At 49.1% G+C, this 15493-nt stretch carries 12 protein-coding genes; 7 read left to right on the top strand and 5 right to left on the bottom strand.

Annotated features, from left to right (window positions below; all coding sequences use genetic code 11):
• Nucleotides 1-53: 53 nt before the first annotated feature.
• The gene (locus CRP01_RS07885; protein WP_099149478.1) at nucleotides 54-719 is read right to left on the bottom strand and encodes an NAD-dependent epimerase/dehydratase family protein; all 666 of its coding nucleotides are present in this window, start codon (nucleotides 717-719) and stop codon (nucleotides 54-56) included.
• Nucleotides 720-1140: 421 nt separating this feature from the next.
• Here CRP01_RS07885 and CRP01_RS07880 point away from each other — a divergent pair, with 421 nt between their 5' ends.
• The 6 genes from CRP01_RS07880 (at nucleotide 1141) to CRP01_RS07855 (ending at nucleotide 6343) form a co-directional block, all read left to right on the top strand.
• A complete protein-coding gene (locus CRP01_RS07880; RefSeq protein WP_170110275.1) occupies nucleotides 1141-1644 on the top strand; it encodes a hypothetical protein in 504 nt (167 codons plus the stop codon).
• Nucleotides 1645-1784: 140 nt separating this feature from the next.
• Nucleotides 1785-2174 (top strand): hypothetical protein, encoded by a 390-nt coding sequence (locus CRP01_RS07875; protein WP_099149476.1) that lies wholly within the window; start codon nucleotides 1785-1787, stop codon nucleotides 2172-2174.
• Between the two features lie 89 nt (nucleotides 2175-2263).
• Nucleotides 2264-2497 carry a DUF4160 domain-containing protein gene (locus CRP01_RS07870; protein WP_099149475.1) on the top strand — a complete coding sequence of 78 codons (234 nt, stop codon included), beginning with the start codon at nucleotides 2264-2266 and terminating at the stop codon, nucleotides 2495-2497.
• Between the two features lie 3 nt (nucleotides 2498-2500).
• Nucleotides 2501-3025, top strand: a complete 525-nt coding sequence (locus CRP01_RS42815; RefSeq protein WP_222845673.1) for a helix-turn-helix domain-containing protein — start codon at nucleotides 2501-2503, stop codon at nucleotides 3023-3025.
• A gap of 60 nt (nucleotides 3026-3085) precedes the next feature.
• Complete coding sequence (locus tag CRP01_RS07860; RefSeq protein ID WP_143473311.1) at nucleotides 3086-3760, top strand: hypothetical protein; 675 nt, start codon at nucleotides 3086-3088, stop codon at nucleotides 3758-3760.
• A gap of 264 nt (nucleotides 3761-4024) precedes the next feature.
• On the top strand, nucleotides 4025-6343 hold the full coding sequence (locus tag CRP01_RS07855) for a glycoside hydrolase family 113 (RefSeq protein ID WP_143473310.1): 2319 nt from the start codon (nucleotides 4025-4027) through the stop codon (nucleotides 6341-6343).
• A 519-nt stretch (nucleotides 6344-6862) separates the two neighbouring features.
• On the opposite strand, the gene CRP01_RS07850 is transcribed toward CRP01_RS07855, so the two are convergent.
• The 3 genes from CRP01_RS07850 to CRP01_RS07840 all read right to left on the bottom strand — a co-directional run bounded on the left by CRP01_RS07850 (nucleotide 6863) and on the right by CRP01_RS07840 (nucleotide 11581).
• Entirely contained in the window at nucleotides 6863-7675 is an 813-nt protein-coding gene (locus CRP01_RS07850) for a DUF4382 domain-containing protein (RefSeq protein WP_170110274.1), read from the bottom strand.
• A 403-nt stretch (nucleotides 7676-8078) separates the two neighbouring features.
• The gene (locus tag CRP01_RS07845) at nucleotides 8079-8726 is read right to left on the bottom strand and encodes a hypothetical protein (RefSeq protein WP_099149471.1); all 648 of its coding nucleotides are present in this window, start codon (nucleotides 8724-8726) and stop codon (nucleotides 8079-8081) included.
• A gap of 68 nt (nucleotides 8727-8794) precedes the next feature.
• Nucleotides 8795-11581, bottom strand: a complete 2787-nt coding sequence (locus CRP01_RS07840; protein ID WP_099149470.1) for a S9 family peptidase — start codon at nucleotides 11579-11581, stop codon at nucleotides 8795-8797.
• A gap of 338 nt (nucleotides 11582-11919) precedes the next feature.
• On the opposite strand from CRP01_RS07840, the gene CRP01_RS07835 reads away from it, so the two are divergent.
• Nucleotides 11920-13308, top strand: a complete 1389-nt coding sequence (locus tag CRP01_RS07835; protein WP_185154553.1) for an MATE family efflux transporter — start codon at nucleotides 11920-11922, stop codon at nucleotides 13306-13308.
• 67 nt (nucleotides 13309-13375) lie between these two features.
• On the opposite strand, the gene CRP01_RS07830 is transcribed toward CRP01_RS07835, so the two are convergent.
• Nucleotides 13376-15268 carry a PAS domain-containing sensor histidine kinase gene (locus CRP01_RS07830; protein ID WP_099149469.1) on the bottom strand — a complete coding sequence of 631 codons (1893 nt, stop codon included), beginning with the start codon at nucleotides 15266-15268 and terminating at the stop codon, nucleotides 13376-13378.
• Nucleotides 15269-15493 lie beyond the last annotated feature (225 nt).

The raw sequence follows: 15493 nt of genomic DNA, 5'->3' as shown, positions 1-15493 counted from the left end.
TGACATTGCGATTAAAAACTCCCCCAAGCATTTTTTGATCTCATCTTACCGAATCAGGACTCCGCCAGCCGGTTGATGTCTACATTCTCCAGGATCTTTTGATCGGAAGGGGTGAAAAGGGTATGGATCATGGCCAATCCGACCTTGGTCGTGGTGGTAACGGCACTTAGTTTTTTCAGCCAGGGAAATATGGGCCGGGTAAGAGAATACATGGTATTGTACCAACCGGTCTTGGATTGGATGCCTTTCTCCGGTAAGATGACACCCGGACGAAAGGCATAAGCATCCTTGAATCCCCGTTGCAGCACCAGGTTCTCCGTGCGGCCTTTCACCCGCGCCCACATGAGTCTTCCTTTTTCGGAGCTATCCGTGCCGGTACCGGAAACGTAGTTGAATACCATGTCCGGATTGAGTTCATAGAGCACCTCCACAAAAGCCCGGGTAGTATCGTAAGTAATGTGGGTGTAGGTCTGTTCGTCCATCCCTACCGCAGATACGCCCATACAGTAAAAACAGCCGTCGTAACCCCGCAACTGTTCCTTTACGGAAGCAACATCCATGAAATCTGCCAACAGGACTTCCGCCAGTTTGGGATGTTCCATGCCGAGCGTACTCCGGTTGACGACCAATACTTTTTCTATTTGCGGATGATCCAGGCATTCCAGCAGGACACCCTGGCCGACCATGCCGGTAGATCCGGTAATGATTACTTTCTTCATAAGTTCGATTTCTGGTGCTGTCCGGCGGTTGCTTTGGGCCGGTGATTTATGTGGTTACTAAGATAGGGAGAAATTGGTGGATGGTGGATGGTCGAAGGTCGACGGTTGACGGTCGAAGGTTAAGGGTGGACGGTTGTGAATGCTAATGACGGCTTATGGGAACAGGATAGAAGGATTGTCGAGATTTTGGTGCTAAATGCATTTTCATGAAGTTAAGTGGTCAGTTAGATGCGGAGATGGGAACTGATGCGCTTCTCTCAATTGTTGTAGCGTGGTATTGGCTTTCCACTTACTGTGAAATTTACGGCGGATTATAAGAAATAACGCGACCTATCTTTGGTTGCAAAGATGTTGCGGGGCAATTCCCTGACAAGACATAAGCGTCAATATTTCAGCGAAAAGGTCAAAATTTTGATGATTAGTGAGAGTTAGCCAAAATCATCCAGATTCAAAAGTTTTAAATTGTCAGAATATGTGGATTTTTAACCAATTATTTAAAAAGAAAAAAGGTAAAGAGGTGACATCCTCTCCTGAACTCTATTTGGACTATGAGTCTAAGAACGGAGATAATAATTTTAAAGACCGATATTTTCCGAATGTTATTGAATTGAAAAAGTTCCTAGAAAGTATTTCCGAACGGGAATACTATATCTGTATTATAATTATTGCAGAAAATATAGACTGGGGAAATTTTCATTTATGGGTAAAAGACGATATCTGTAAGGCTAAATTGAATAAACATTGTGAGCACCATTTTCCCGAATTGGGTCTTCCGGAAATTTATTATGATGAACCACCTACCAAAGAACGTGTAAAGTTCTTTAATGGGTATGAAGTGCCAGCAATTCAAACGATTACCTATGACCATATTATGAGTATCATTTATTCATGGTTGGATGGAGGGTGGAAATCCTGGGTACTTTAGAGTGGTGCCTGAAAAAGGGAAACAGTCTGATGGTATTAGATTTGGATTGATAAGGAATTAATCGAATTATTGTAAAAAACTGCTCACAACATTGCGAATATACGACATGCGCAGTCCGTTGCCGCGCCATAAGAAAGAAGATGGAAATTGACGATACAGGATTAGCTAAAAGAATCAGACAAAACGTCTTGGATATTTTGGACTTGTGGGCTTCTAAAGATCACCAGTTAAAATATCAGGAGAGTGTACCGATTGCTCAAGTATCGGCTGAACTTTTCTGTCAATGGGCGGACGACTTATATCATCCTGAATCCACTCAATTTAAAATGGCATTTAGTGAAAAGGAAAGAGCAATACTTACTGACTTTGACAAAAAATTCAACTATATAAGTGACAATACTCTGAAGAATTTACCAGATATAGAAAATTTTGTAAAAACAAGTGAATGGAAATTTATAAATCAAGCGGCAATCGAAACATTAAAAAAATTACGGCTGCCAACAATTACCATAGAGAAAAGGTCTTACTGAGCACACCGTTCTTATGCTTAATGGGAATAAGAAAAGTTGACTAAATAGTCAACTTTTCTTATTTTTGAGCGTTATCAAAACACCCCAAAATGCCAACAATTAAGATAATAGACTCAATTAAGATCTTGATGTACTTTAATGACCATCTTCCCCCACACTTTCATGCTATTTATAATGAATATGAAGTGCTGATTGAAATTAGGAGTCTTAAAGTATATGCAGGAAAACTGCCCAAAAGCCAAATGAAGAAAGTATTGGACTGGGCAGGTTCCAATCAAGAATTCTTAATGAAGAAATGGACTGAATTCAACCCAAATTCGTAAAAGATGAAAGGTTTAAGAAGTATACCAAGAATATTGAAGATCAATAATATTGATGGCTACCTGGTCTCGTGTCTATTCAATAATGGGGAATCGAGAATTATTGATTTCAAAGACCTCTTTGAGAATGTATTTAAAATAAAGGGAAATGATCCTGCATTGGAGTTGCTGGAAGACTATAATACATTTAAGCAGATTGAAATAATTGAAAACACAGTAGGCTGGCCTAATATTGGCTTCTATTCCGAGGATGAAAACGGAGAACAAGTTTTTTATCACTATGATCTTGATCCAATCGTACTATACCAAAATAGCAAGCTAGATAAAGAGAGGAGCCTTATAATTGGACTGATGATCAAACAAGCCAGGAAAGAGGAGGGTTTGACCCAACAGGAATTAGCCGAAAGAAGTGGAACCAGTAAGCATTACATCTCAAGGATCGAAAACAATAAGTCAGATATAGAGATGCTGACGTTGAAAAAAATTGTGGAAGCTGGCTTGGGGAGGAAGCTTCGAGTACAAATAAATTAACTGCATGAACTAAATGCATCCGGTCAGGCCGTCGTATGCACCACCATTATCACCCAGCATATGAAAACTTCAATCTTTTTGATCCTTCTGTTTTCGATCCATACGCCAGGTTTTTCTCAAAACATACTCGAAGCACTAACATTAAAAGATGAGTTGTTTGGCGAATACGTGGAAGGAGAGGCCACATCTACGGATACCATCATTGACCTCAGGAACGGGTATTATGAAGCATATGCATCTTTAGGAGCAGGCGACAAAACCATTCTCAGACAAGCTGCGATATTCCATAATCAGGACGGTTCCAGAACGCTTGGAATTTCCATAACCAGCTATGATTTCGTCTGCTATAATTATGAAACTCATTTCTATGAAATACCGAAATCAAGGGATAGTATGCGGATGCTCATGTCCGAAGATATCCTTCCTGATTTAAGTATCAGAGCGTTTTTAAAAGATACCAGTGTGCTTTCTGTCCTGAACAAATATTTGCCAGCTCTTCAGAAGAGCTATCTGGGCCCAAGTGCTACAATTGATGAAGTGTTATCGGAAATTTACGATATAGTCTACTTACTCCCACAAAGAGGTACTGATTTGATAAGCACACTGAGGGTTTGCGATTATATTCCTACCAACGAAGTCAACATACCCCCTGATGATTGGTCAATCATCGCGAACAACTTCGTGTCAATTGAACTGGAATATGATAAAACCAGAAAGAAATTCAAAAAACGCTAAGCAGAAATAATCGGCATAAAAGCGGCAGTTTACAGGGCCGTTGGGTGTCATTTAACCCTCCGCAACACGCAACTAAACAGAGCATCATAAAGAAGTTTAGTCAAGGCAAAAATATTGGATAACTGACCAGAAATTCGTTGGTACAATTGTCGGGAAAGATAAAACCGATGCTGAATACGTAATTTCAGATGGTAACCGGCAGACCAGTCAGATCCGGAAATAAAAAAGCTTAACTTTGGTACCTACCAACACCCAAATTGAAGCATGATGACCTACCGCTACCTGACTGTACTGTGTATGTGGGCATTATTTGGCGCTTTTGTGTGCCAATATGAATCTGATGCCCCGGACACTTCTTTGCAAACTACCGGAGAAACTGACGATCGCGTCAGCCGCAGAGACCTCGCCTGGAGTATGCGGCAATCGAAAGAACTCCATATCGTATTCCCTACTTTCCAAACCGGCCAACCGAATCCCTACCGGGAGATAGCGGAAAAGCTGGCGGGTGCCTTTCCTAAAGACTGGAAGGTAACCACCCAATCGGAGGACGCCATTTCCGCCGAAGACCTCCGGAACAGCCCCCTGGTACTGCTGGGGCGTGAATTTCAACAATCGGACATTCTGCAATTACTGGAGCAGTTGCCCTTTGAAGAAGCCGCGGATCATTTTCGTTTTCACGAGGAGACTTACGATCAGGACACCGATTCCTACCGGCTTTTTCTCTATCCCAACCCCAATAGCCGCACGCCCGTTTTTCTGATCGGTGGCAACAGTTCGGATGCGATCCTCGCCCAGCTTTCTACGCAGGAAGGCGAGGACTGGAGCAACATATTCTGGCGCAGCTGGGGGTATGAGATCTACGACGGCACCGATGTCCTGGTCCGGGGTAATTTTCGGGATCGCGACTGGACTTTCGAACCGGATAACCACTTTGATTTTACCCGCCGGGAAGTGGTCAATTTCAATTCCGAGCACTTTCGCTTTCACGACCTCTCCGGGCTGGGCAAAACCTATATCGAAAATCTGGCTGCCGCCTGTGAAGCGCAACTGGAAGAACTCCGCGCCTTTACCGGCAGTAGCCGAAAAGTACCGGTGATCGATTATTACATCTACCCGACCATCGAAGAGAAAGGGCTGAGGCTGATGAATACCGAGGAAGGACATCTGGTGCAGGAGCACCGGGAGATCCACGTGGTTATCAATGAAACCTTTTTGGGTCAGCATACGCATCAGGACATCAAACTGATTCTGCACGATCTGCTGGGGCCGGCATCCAAACCCTTTTTAAGAGAAGGGCTCGCGGCTTTTTTCAATGAGCACTGGCAGGAGAAAGGGGCCGATCACTGGGCCGCCCGCCTGTATCATTCCGATAACCTGCCGGACCTGGAAGAACTGCTCAACGACGAGCGATTTGAACGGGAGTCTCCGCTGGTCATGACCGCTACGGCCGGCTCACTAATTAGCTTCCTGGTGAAAGACTGGGGACGGGAAAAGGTCCTGGAACAATATGGTCAATGGGATGAATTAGCTACCGAACAGGTCCGGGAACTGGCAAAAAAATGGCACCAGTACCTGGCGGCAATGCCGGCCCCGGCCGCTGCTTCCACCGCATCCGGACTCCCCTATTACCGGGGTTTCAATTTTGCGCACGAAGGTTACCAGATCTACAATGGCTACGGTTCCGCACTGGCCCAGCAATCTCTGGAAAAACTCAGTCAACTGGGTACCAACGCCATCGCCATCGTGCCCTATGGATTTCAGCGAGATCCCCAACGGGCCGCTTTTCTGGGGGTGCACCACGGCGCCGGTGGCGAGAACGATGAGTCCGTTATTTATTCCCACGCGCAGGCGCAGGCCCTGGGCATGTACACCTTGCTCAAACCCCAGCTCTGGGTATCCGGTAGCTGGCCCGGCGACGTCAACATGCAAAGCGAAGCCGAATGGACCGCATTTTTTGATTACTACCACCGCTGGATCCGGCACTATGCCCTGATGGCCGAAATGCGGAAATTCGATGCGTTCTGCCTCGGCGTGGAGTTTTCGAAAGCTACCCTGAGCCATCCGGAAGCCTGGCGGGAATTGATCCGAAAAATTCGCGGACTCTACTCCGGGCCCCTCACCTACGCCGCCAACTGGGGTGAAGAGTTTGAACAACTCGCCTTCTGGAATGAGCTGGATTTTATCGGCCTCAATTGCTATTATCCGCTCAGTAAGGACGATCAGCCGAGTAAGAACGAGCTCAGACGCAACTTCTCCGATATACTGGAAAAAGCCGAAAAGGTGAGTCGGAAATTCAACAAACCGCTGGTCTTTACGGAAGTTGGCTTTCGCAGCGTGGCGCATACCTGGAAAAATCCCCACGCCGAAGCGGACGGACGCCCCTACGATCCGGAATGTCAGCGGGTGTGTTACGAGGTACTGTTTGAAGGAATTGAGGATAAAAAATGGGTGAACGGGCTGTTCATCTGGAAGTGGCCCAGCTATCTAGATTATCAGGAACGCAATCCGGTGAGTTTTACGCCGAGCGGCAAGCCGGCGGAACTGGTCGTGCAGCAGTGGTTTGAAAATAAGCTCGGGCGGTAGGCTCTTATTTCTTGTGCACCGCTTCGCTCAAAGAAGCCGGCTAGGTACTTCTAAAATGGTTAGCGGGAAGACCGGGATCCCAGTGTAAACCAATATGTTTTTGTACCGGGTTTACACCTTTCTCCCTTTCTCCCCGCCTACTGGTCAATTCAACATAAATTGCCGGTAGTGGACAAACAGTGCATTTGTATTTCAAAACGACCGTTGCGTGGTAACCGCGTAGACCGTTGTAGTTATGCGGAAGATAGTTGATTGCTGCGAGGCTGAAAAAGCAGAACTGATCCGGCCCCGAATAGTCAATCGATCATCGGCGGTTGTTTACATCCCCCCGGAAAGTATACAAGCGGTCGTTTCTCAAAACTGCATGCCTGCAAAGAAGACAATACTCTATCAATTTACTTGATTGAGGAAAGGCAATTATGGTGTTGAGGATTACAGTATTTAAAACCAGGAGTCCCGAAAACGACGTCGAAAGCAGGTAACTTCGGCCGTTTTCCCGAACTCCTGGTCCGGAAAACCTTACGGATTCATTTCAATCTCTCCGAGATCGACCATTCCTCCTTCTTCCACTACGATATCGGTAATAATCTTCTGCTCGTAGGAAGTCATGCTCGGTCCGTTGATCTCCAGGCTATAAGTACCCGGTTCGAGGCCCGTGAACAGGAATGCACCGGTCTCTTCGTTAGCGTAGGTGGTCAGCGGGTCTCCCATTTCCGGGATCAGTTCGAGGTAGAATGCTTCGGCCGGAGTCAGAATACCGGCGATCTCAGCACCTTCCTGTACATCCGTTTCCATCAGACTGGCCCGGATCACGGGTTTGAGGATATACTTGCCGGAGGCACCGGCCTCCACGATACTCGGACCGGCTTCCCAATCCAGTACCAGGGTGTAACTCACCCCTTCTTCCAGGGGTTCTTCCACTTTCACTTTCAGGCCACTCTGTTGGGCACTGGGCGTGTCCAGATCGATCATCTCGCCGTCGATCTCCAGGAAGTTGCCGTCGCCCAGGATCAGGCGGATCTCCTGCAGTTCACCGGCAGGCAGCTCCGTTTCGCCCAGCAGGGCATCCACACCGGCGGTGAGTTTCAGCAGATCGTAGGTATCGGGATTCACCATATCCAGACTCGTCCATTCGCCATCGGCGTACTTGATCTGCACATCGATGATATCAACGAGAACCGCATCGTAGTCGGCCGGCCCGTCAATAAGCCGAACCTCTAGTTGAGCCCGGCCATTCGAAGGATCGTCCAGGCTGGATTCATCACAACTACTAAAAACCATAAGGGACATTAGCCCGAAAACCAGGCTAAACAATTTGAAATAACGCATCATAATGATAGTTTTTGGATAAAATGCTTTTGCTGCTGATAATGCTACACCGGTGGGCATGACGGAACATCTAACCGCGTTCGGGTTCTACCCAAACCGGTCCTGTAACTGTGATCAATACCGTTAAATTGAGGCGTAGCGTGTTATCAACTCGTGTTTACGAAAAAAAATAATCAGGGGTAATCAGATCTTTGTGGGAAGAGTATAAACCGAAAAAAATCCTTCTTTGTATCTAAATAACTGTATCGGTCCTATAACAAAAATGTAGATGTGAATGTGCACTAATAACGCCCGGAAGGGTTCTTATTATTGCCGGAAGATATGTTAAAATTCGCCAAGTGACTTTTTATCAGTTGAAAATCAGGGCCTAAGCACGCGGGGCGCTTGCTGTTAAAATTTACAGTTATCAAACCAGATCTTCTTTCCTTAATATGCTTTCCATCTGTCTGTCCAGATCCAGTCGCTGATCCAGAAACCGCTCAGGATTAGAGCGATAGGGCTCCATCAATACATAACTCCGGCTTTCGGCAGTTCCGATCTGCCCGTACGGCGTAAGGGATTGCAGGATCCCCTGCTTTTGAAAATACTTCATCTCTCTTCTGAGGATCGTTACCGGCAGCCCGGTGGACATGATCAGTTGCTGCGGTGTGATCCGAAAATCGAAATGTTTGAACAAGGTGAGCATATCTTCCACGGTGAGAAAAGGCTCGGGCGACAATTTGGGCGCCGGCCGCTCGTCCAGCGGTCCCGCCAGCGAATAGTAGGCCCGAAACCCGGCAGCGTAGTGCGGCTCCAGCACACCGAATTCCCGCAGCAGATTGAGTCGCACCCGGGCCTGGGAGCGGGTCATTTTCGAGTGCTCCACCAGTTGATCAATGGAGATCAATCCATCGGGCTGGCTACCGATAAATCTCAGTATTTCCCGGTCCTGGATCAGGTTCTGGGTTTCCGCCGATTTCCTGGCCCGGTTCCGGTTGTAGAGCCAGATGAAGAGAAAGGTAAACACAATGGGCAGGGCCACCACTCCCATTAACACAAAAAAAAGATAATCCATAGTGTGGTTTTAAAGGGTACGGGACCGGAGAACCGCCGTTCAGCTGTTCTCCGAGCCCGGAAATATCATTAGTATCCCTGTAAGATCCCTTTCTCAATGGCCGGAACCCCGCGCTCCATCCAGCTCGGCAACGGTCCGTCCAGGAGATAGTAATCAAAATACTGGGACATGCGCTTTTGAAAATCTTTGCGATTTGCCAGTTTCAGCGGCCAGTGCGGCTCACCGTTATAGTTCAGCATCCAGGCTTTTTTATCCAGCCGGCGCATTGCGGTAAAGAACTCGATTCCCTGGTACCAGGGCACCGCGCCGTCTTCATCGTTGTGCATGATCAGGACCGGCGTATTGATCTTATCTACCGAAAAGATGGGAGAATTCTCCAGGTAGCGCAGCGGATATTCCCAGAGCGTTCCACCGATCCGGCTCTGGGTGTGTTCGTACTGGAACATCCGGCTCATGCCGCTTCCCCAGCGAATACCGCCGTAAGCCGAGATCATGTTCACCACCGGCGCGCCGGCTTCTGCGCAGCGGAACAGATCCGTTTTGGTCACCAGATAAGCGATCTGATAACCGCCCCAGCTGTGGCCCTGCACCCCAATGCGGTCCCGGTCGATAAAACCTTCATCGATCAGGCTGGTCACGCCCGGGATCACGGCGTTGTAACAGCTTTCGCCGGGATAGCCGATCCGGTAGGGAATATCCGGATTGAAGATCACATAACCCCGACTGACGTAGTAACTGTAATTGATGGTGGAGCGATGCGCCTGCGGAGCCCGGTGACTGTACAGACCGTCGCTGCTTCGTTCGTAAAAATTGACGATGAGCGGGTACTCTTTATTCGGATCGAAGTTATCGGGTTTAACCAGCAGTCCCTGCAGCACTTCTCCATCCAATGAAGTCCATTCGTACAGTTCTACATTACCCCAGCTGAATTCGGACTGTTGCGGATTGGCGTTGCTGATGGTACGGCCGTCTTTCAATCCGGAACCGTAGATCAGATCCGGAAAGGTTCGGAAATCTTCCTTGGTGTAAACGTATTTTTCGGCCTTTTCCGCCTTTAGCGGACGGCGGTCCAGAGAATAGGCACCCTGCTGGATGACGTCCAGTTTGCCACTCGCCAGATCCATCCAGGCGTAACCGGACTCTTTGGTCGCATCGTCAAACTGGTAAAGCAGGATCTTCGCATTCGGTTCGATGAACCGTTGCTCCGGATCCAGGCGCACGTAGCGGTAACTGATCCCGTTTTCCCGGCCACGCGTCAGTCGTTTGGGCGCCCGGCTGCCGCTCGGATCGATTTGCCAGATATCGTAACGATCGTAAAGCAGAACGGCCGCATCGTCGGCCAGCCACCCGGCCAGTCGGTAAGAAGAGGGGTGCATCGGCCGGTCGTTGAGCTCATCGTAAAAGATGGATACCTCGGAGGAAGTGATCTGCCGCAGGCGATCATCCGCCAGCGAATAGGCCATCCAGACTGAATCGGGATCACTGTACCAGTAAAAATATTTTGCCCGGGGCGATACATTGGGATTCCCCTTGGCCACCAGGTCCAGTTTGCGCTGCCGGCCGGTATTGACATCGATGCGGTAGAGGTCGTAGTAGGTATCGCCTACCCAGGAAACCATTTTCTCGTAAGGCAGGTCGGAGCTACCCAGGGCGACGGCGGCATTGCCTTCATCTCCGACATCCACATCGGGTATTTCCAGGCTTCCCAGTTTCGCCAGCTGGCCGCTGCGGGTATCCAGCACGGCGGTATAGGCCTGCCGCTTATCCCGATTCAACTGCACCTCCTGTTGGGTGTACAGCCTTCCATCACCGGTAGACCATACCTCAACCTGCGGGATCTCTTCTTCCAGCAGGGAGGTATCCGGCAGAATAGGCGGCGGAGCCAGCCCGAAGAACAGCTTTCCACCATTTTCGGAAAAACGCAGTCGGGCGTGTTCACTCACCGTCCAGCCGGATTCCATGATCCCGGTTCCGGATTCCAGTACCAGATCAGCCGTAGTTTTACCGGGGCCGTAGTGGAAAAGACCGAAGGGCCGTACCCGGACTTTGGTGGTATCCAGGTCGCCGACGAAGGCCAGTTGGCTCCCCATTTCATCAAAGGTCAGGTTTTTAAACTTTCCCTTGCCATTGTAAACGGGCTGAATTTTACCGGCATTCGGATCCAGCCGGTATACGCCCGGCGCTACAGTGGAGTCCTGCCCTTCCGTAACCCAGGCAATGGCGCTGCCCTTCTCGGCCAGCTCGTAGGATTCTACTTTATCGACAATAGTTTCCCGGCCGCTTTTCAGGTTGCGGATCACCAGGCGTTCGTAATTTTTCTTTTTAGCTTTTTTTGGACGTTTGGCCTCGCTGGTATCCGCCGGCATACTCTCCACGGTCAGATAGGCGATCCAGCCGTCCCACTTTTCGGGCATTTTGAAGTTCTTTACCTCCGGTATCCTGGTCAGTTGCTGATCGGTAAGACTGAGGATAGCCAGGGTATCCCCCGGCAAGGCATTTTTATCTACCTTCCGGCGTCGCATATCTTTGACGGTATCTTCCGCCGGGTGGATCAGGAAAGCCACGAACTGGCCATCGTAACTGATCTGAAAATCATCCGCTCTTTCGAAGGTATGGTCCTCGTTTTTCTGCCCGTCGTAAACAATGGTCGTGGGATCGCCGTCCTCCGAATCGAGGGTATACACCACCCAGCGGCCGTCGGCCGAGATGCGGTTGGAAGTAATGTTATTCCATTGGGTCAGGTCTTCGATCTCCAATTGCTTTTTGGCCGCCGGCTGGGCAAAAGCCGGGGTAATAAGCAAACCGGAAAAGAAGAAAGGGACCAAAAAGGTGCAGAGGCGTAAGTAGTGAGACATAAGCGTTTTTTCCAGAATTAATGAGATAGGTTAATGAACAATTAGCTCTAAATACCCTGCTTCAGGATCGCATTTCCGGGGCAATAAGGTGTTCTTAGGCCGAAAATAGTAAAGCCTGTTAATAACGTCCTTTTCCCGGAGCAATTAATTTCGTACCATTCTTACCAAAAGGACCACAAAATTTTTCACTTGCGGAACTTTTCCGGGATCCACTTGGTAATTGAACACAGTTTTGCTGCATTTCGATCCTTTCGATCCAATGCCCCTGTAAAATGATCTCCGCTACACCAGGTTCCATCCTGAAGGGGATCATTGTCACCTGACTTAAAAATAAGACCGTGTTAAAAAAAATTTGGAAAACCATACTGATCGCCCTCCGGGGGGATGAACAAGAGTACACTTCCGGCAGTATCAACAAAGCGATCGTCCTGCTTTCCATTCCCATGATACTGGAAATGGCTATGGAATCGCTGTTTGCCCTGGTCGACGCTTTTTTTGTGGCCCAGGTCAGCGCCGACGCCATGGCAACCGTTGGACTAACCGAATCGGTGATCACGCTGGTCTACGCCGTGGCCATCGGTATCAGTACGGCCCCGATGGCTATGATCGCCCGTTTTGTAGGCGAAAAGGACGACGCCAGTGCATCCCGGGCGGCCAAGCAGGCCATTTATCTGGCCATTTTCGTCTCAATGGCGCTGGGCATTCCCGGACTGATCTTTGCCGATGACATTCTCCGCATGATGGGCGGCAGCGAAGAACTGATCGCTACCGGAGTGGGCTATACCCGGATCATGTTCGGTAGCAACGTAGTAATCATGCTGCTGTTCCTGCTGAACGGGATCTTCCGCGGGGCCGGTGATGCGGCCCATGCGATGCGGGCCCTCTGGATCGCCAACCTAATCAACATCGTGCTCGATCCGCTGTTTATTTTCGGTATCGGTCCTTTCCCCGAAATGGGGGTACAGGGGGCGGCAGTGGCCACGACCATCGGCCGGAGTATTGGTGTCAGTTACCAGCTATTTATTCTGTTTGGAGGGCGAAGCCGGGTCCGGCTGTTGTTCAACGAATGGGGGCTCGACTGGAATATGATCCGCCGACTGGGCCGGATCGCCGCTACGGGTGCGGGGCAGTACATCATTGCTTCCGCCAGTTGGATCTTCCTGATGCGGATCATTGCCAAATTCGGCAGTGAAGCAGTAGCCGGATATACAATTGCCATCCGACTCGTCATTTTCACCCTGCTTCCGGCCTGGGGACTGAGCAATGCCGCGGCCACCCTGGTGGGACAAAACCTGGGCGCCAAAAAGCCGGAACGGGCCGAGACTTCGGTCTGGCGATCGGCTCACTTTACCGCCGCGCTCCTCGCTTTTTTCGGACTCCTGTACTTCTTTTTCAGCGAACAACTGATCATGGCTTTCGATAGCAACCCGGCCGTTCTCGAACCGGGCGTGACGAGTTTGCAGATCTTCGGTCTGGGCTATATCTTTTTTGGATACGGTATGATCTTCAGTCAGGCATTTAATGGCGCCGGAGATACCCGCACCCCTACCCTGATCAATTTCATTTGTTTCTGGCTGATCGAGATCCCCCTGGGTTATATCCTGGCGGTACAGTTTGACTGGGGACTGGCCGGCGTCTGCTGGGCCGTGGTGATGGCCGAGACCATTATGTCTGTACTCTGTCTGATCCTGTTCAAACGGGGCCGGTGGAAACTCGTTGAGGTATAAGGATACGCCCTCTAACCCGAAAAGCGGGAAGCCGAAGCGAACAGCAATTCCGCGGGTTTCCCGCTTTTCACATTTTGATGTAGAAAGTAGCCCCGCGGCCGACCTCTCCTTCGGCCCGAATGGACCATCCGTGTTTTTTGATGATCTGCTGGACGTTGGCCAGGCCGATGCCGGTGCCATCAAAATCCTCGTCTCTGTGCAGGCGCTGGAAGACGCCAAAAAGCTTGTTGTCGTACCCGCCGTCAAATCCCACGCCATTGTCTCTGACAAAAATGCCATTGCAATGATCGGTGGGTTGTCCGATCTCAATGACCGCTTCCCGCCGGGGCTGGGTATATTTGATCGCATTGGAGATGAGATTCTCAAAAGCGATCTTCAGGAGCCCCTGATCGCCGGATACTGTCGGCAGTGTACTCAACTTCCACTCAATGGAACGATGTTTGAAATCCGGCTCAAAGTTCCGGATCACTTCCCGGACGAGCGTATTGAGGTCAATCTCGGATTTGATCAATTCCTGCCGGCCCAGCCTGGAAAAGTTGAGTAGCGCATCGATCATATCGCCCATTCTCCGGGAAGCGGCGATAATGAGTTCCAGATAGTTTCTGGTGTCGACATTGTCCGTTTGGATCTGCCTGTTCAATAGGTTCGTAAATCCGTTGATATGCCGAATGGGGGCTCTCAGGTCATGGGAGATGGAATAAGCGAATGCCTCCAGGTCTTTGTTGATCGATTCCAGTTGCCGGGTCCGTTCCTGCACCAGTTGCTCCAGGTGATCCCGGTACTTTTCCAGTTCTGCTTCTGCCAGTTTACGCTCGGTAATGTCCTGGATAATCCCGATGGCCTGAACTGGCCTTCCCTCCTCGTCAAACTCCAGATTGGATTTGAATCTAAAGTATTTAACCTGGCCTTTAATGACCGTTCGGAGTTCGATATCGATCCTCGGAGATTCTGCGATCTTTTCGTAAGCTTTCAGAGCCCCGGACAGGTCATCCGAATGAACCATTTCCAGAAAACTTTTCCGATCGGTTGGAGCTTCATCCTCCGAAAGCCCGATTACATGCAAGGCCCGGGATGTCCACAATATCCGATCATTTACAAAATCGTAACTACATGGCCCGATCGCAGCTATCTTGAATGCCTTGTCTAGGCTAATCTCATTCTGACGGAGCATACGTTCCGTTTTTTTACGCTCCGTAATGTCCTGAGTAACGCCAATGGTCTTAAAGTCCGTACCTTCCTCGTCCTTCACCATAATGAAGTGCACGCCCATCCAGGCTGGTGTTCCATCCCAATAATTAGCCTGGTGCTCCAGATAGCGGTGATATTTGGTTGATGGATCCCGGTACCCCCGTTCCGTTTCCCGGGATATCAGCTCGAGTTCTTCGGGCGGAAGGAACAATTCGGTATACCGCTCCAGGTTCATTTCATAACTACCGACTTCTTCAATTGATGTTTTAAATATCCTAAAGAACTGATCGTTAAGCCGCAGGGTATCACTGGAGTTATCGTATTCCCAATATCCCAGTTTGGCGATCTTCGTAGCGACCTGCAACTGGGCTTCATTTTCCCGGATGATCTTTTCATCCTGCTTTTGCCGGCTGATATTCCGGCAGTATAATATGTAAAAGTGACTGTTGCCTCTTTGTACAACATTTTTACTGATAGAAAGCCAGAGCCTGCTTTCATCTTTCCTTTTACACAGCACTTCGGGTTGCAGCTCCAGGGGTCTCTCAATACGGGCATCCGGTGTTTCGTGCAGCCACGTTTCCGAAAAACCCTCAATATCGGGTAAGCGCATACACATCAGCTCTTCTTGGGTATACCCCAATTCTTCCACCGTATATCGGTTGGCCTTTACGATACGCTGGTGTTTATCCAAAACCAGGATTGGCCCGGGAGCATGATCAAAGATGATGGAATCCAGAGAATTTAAGTTAAATGAATCGATAAGTTTACCCATAAACGGACCTTCATATTTATAAATTTGTTTTGGTTAACGGGGTAACCATAAGACAATAAGAGAGGGAGGTTGTACAGGTTCAGATTCGGATCGGAAGGTTCTTTGAACACTAAATTTACCAATTCTCTGCACTTTTTGCCAAAAAAAGCACACAAGCGGACTAATTTTTCCCTTTAGGAAATGTCTATTCCCCGCTATGGGAAGCTCAAAAGTATTGCTGGCGGC

Origin of the sequence: Flavilitoribacter nigricans DSM 23189 = NBRC 102662 (assembly GCF_002646595.1) — a bacterium.
Taxonomy (GTDB): Bacteria; Bacteroidota; Bacteroidia; order Chitinophagales; family Saprospiraceae; genus Flavilitoribacter; species Flavilitoribacter nigricans.
This window is presented reverse-complemented; position numbering and strand designations above follow the sequence as displayed.

Coding starts and splice junctions, on each gene's coding strand:
- CRP01_RS07875 (WP_099149476.1), top strand. CDS start 1,785: ATGGAAATTGACGATACAGGATTAGCTAAAAGAATCAGACAAAACGTC.
- CRP01_RS07855 (WP_143473310.1), top strand. CDS start 4,025: ATGATGACCTACCGCTACCTGACTGTACTGTGTATGTGGGCATTATTT.
- CRP01_RS07860 (WP_143473311.1), top strand. CDS start 3,086: ATGAAAACTTCAATCTTTTTGATCCTTCTGTTTTCGATCCATACGCCA.
- CRP01_RS07840 (WP_099149470.1), bottom strand. CDS start 11,581: ATGTCTCACTACTTACGCCTCTGCACCTTTTTGGTCCCTTTCTTCTTT.
- CRP01_RS42815 (WP_222845673.1), top strand. CDS start 2,501: ATGAAAGGTTTAAGAAGTATACCAAGAATATTGAAGATCAATAATATT.
- CRP01_RS07870 (WP_099149475.1), top strand. CDS start 2,264: ATGCCAACAATTAAGATAATAGACTCAATTAAGATCTTGATGTACTTT.
- CRP01_RS07830 (WP_099149469.1), bottom strand. CDS start 15,268: ATGGGTAAACTTATCGATTCATTTAACTTAAATTCTCTGGATTCCATC.
- CRP01_RS07885 (WP_099149478.1), bottom strand. CDS start 719: ATGAAGAAAGTAATCATTACCGGATCTACCGGCATGGTCGGCCAGGGT.
- CRP01_RS07850 (WP_170110274.1), bottom strand. CDS start 7,675: ATGATGCGTTATTTCAAATTGTTTAGCCTGGTTTTCGGGCTAATGTCC.
- CRP01_RS07845 (WP_099149471.1), bottom strand. CDS start 8,726: ATGGATTATCTTTTTTTTGTGTTAATGGGAGTGGTGGCCCTGCCCATT.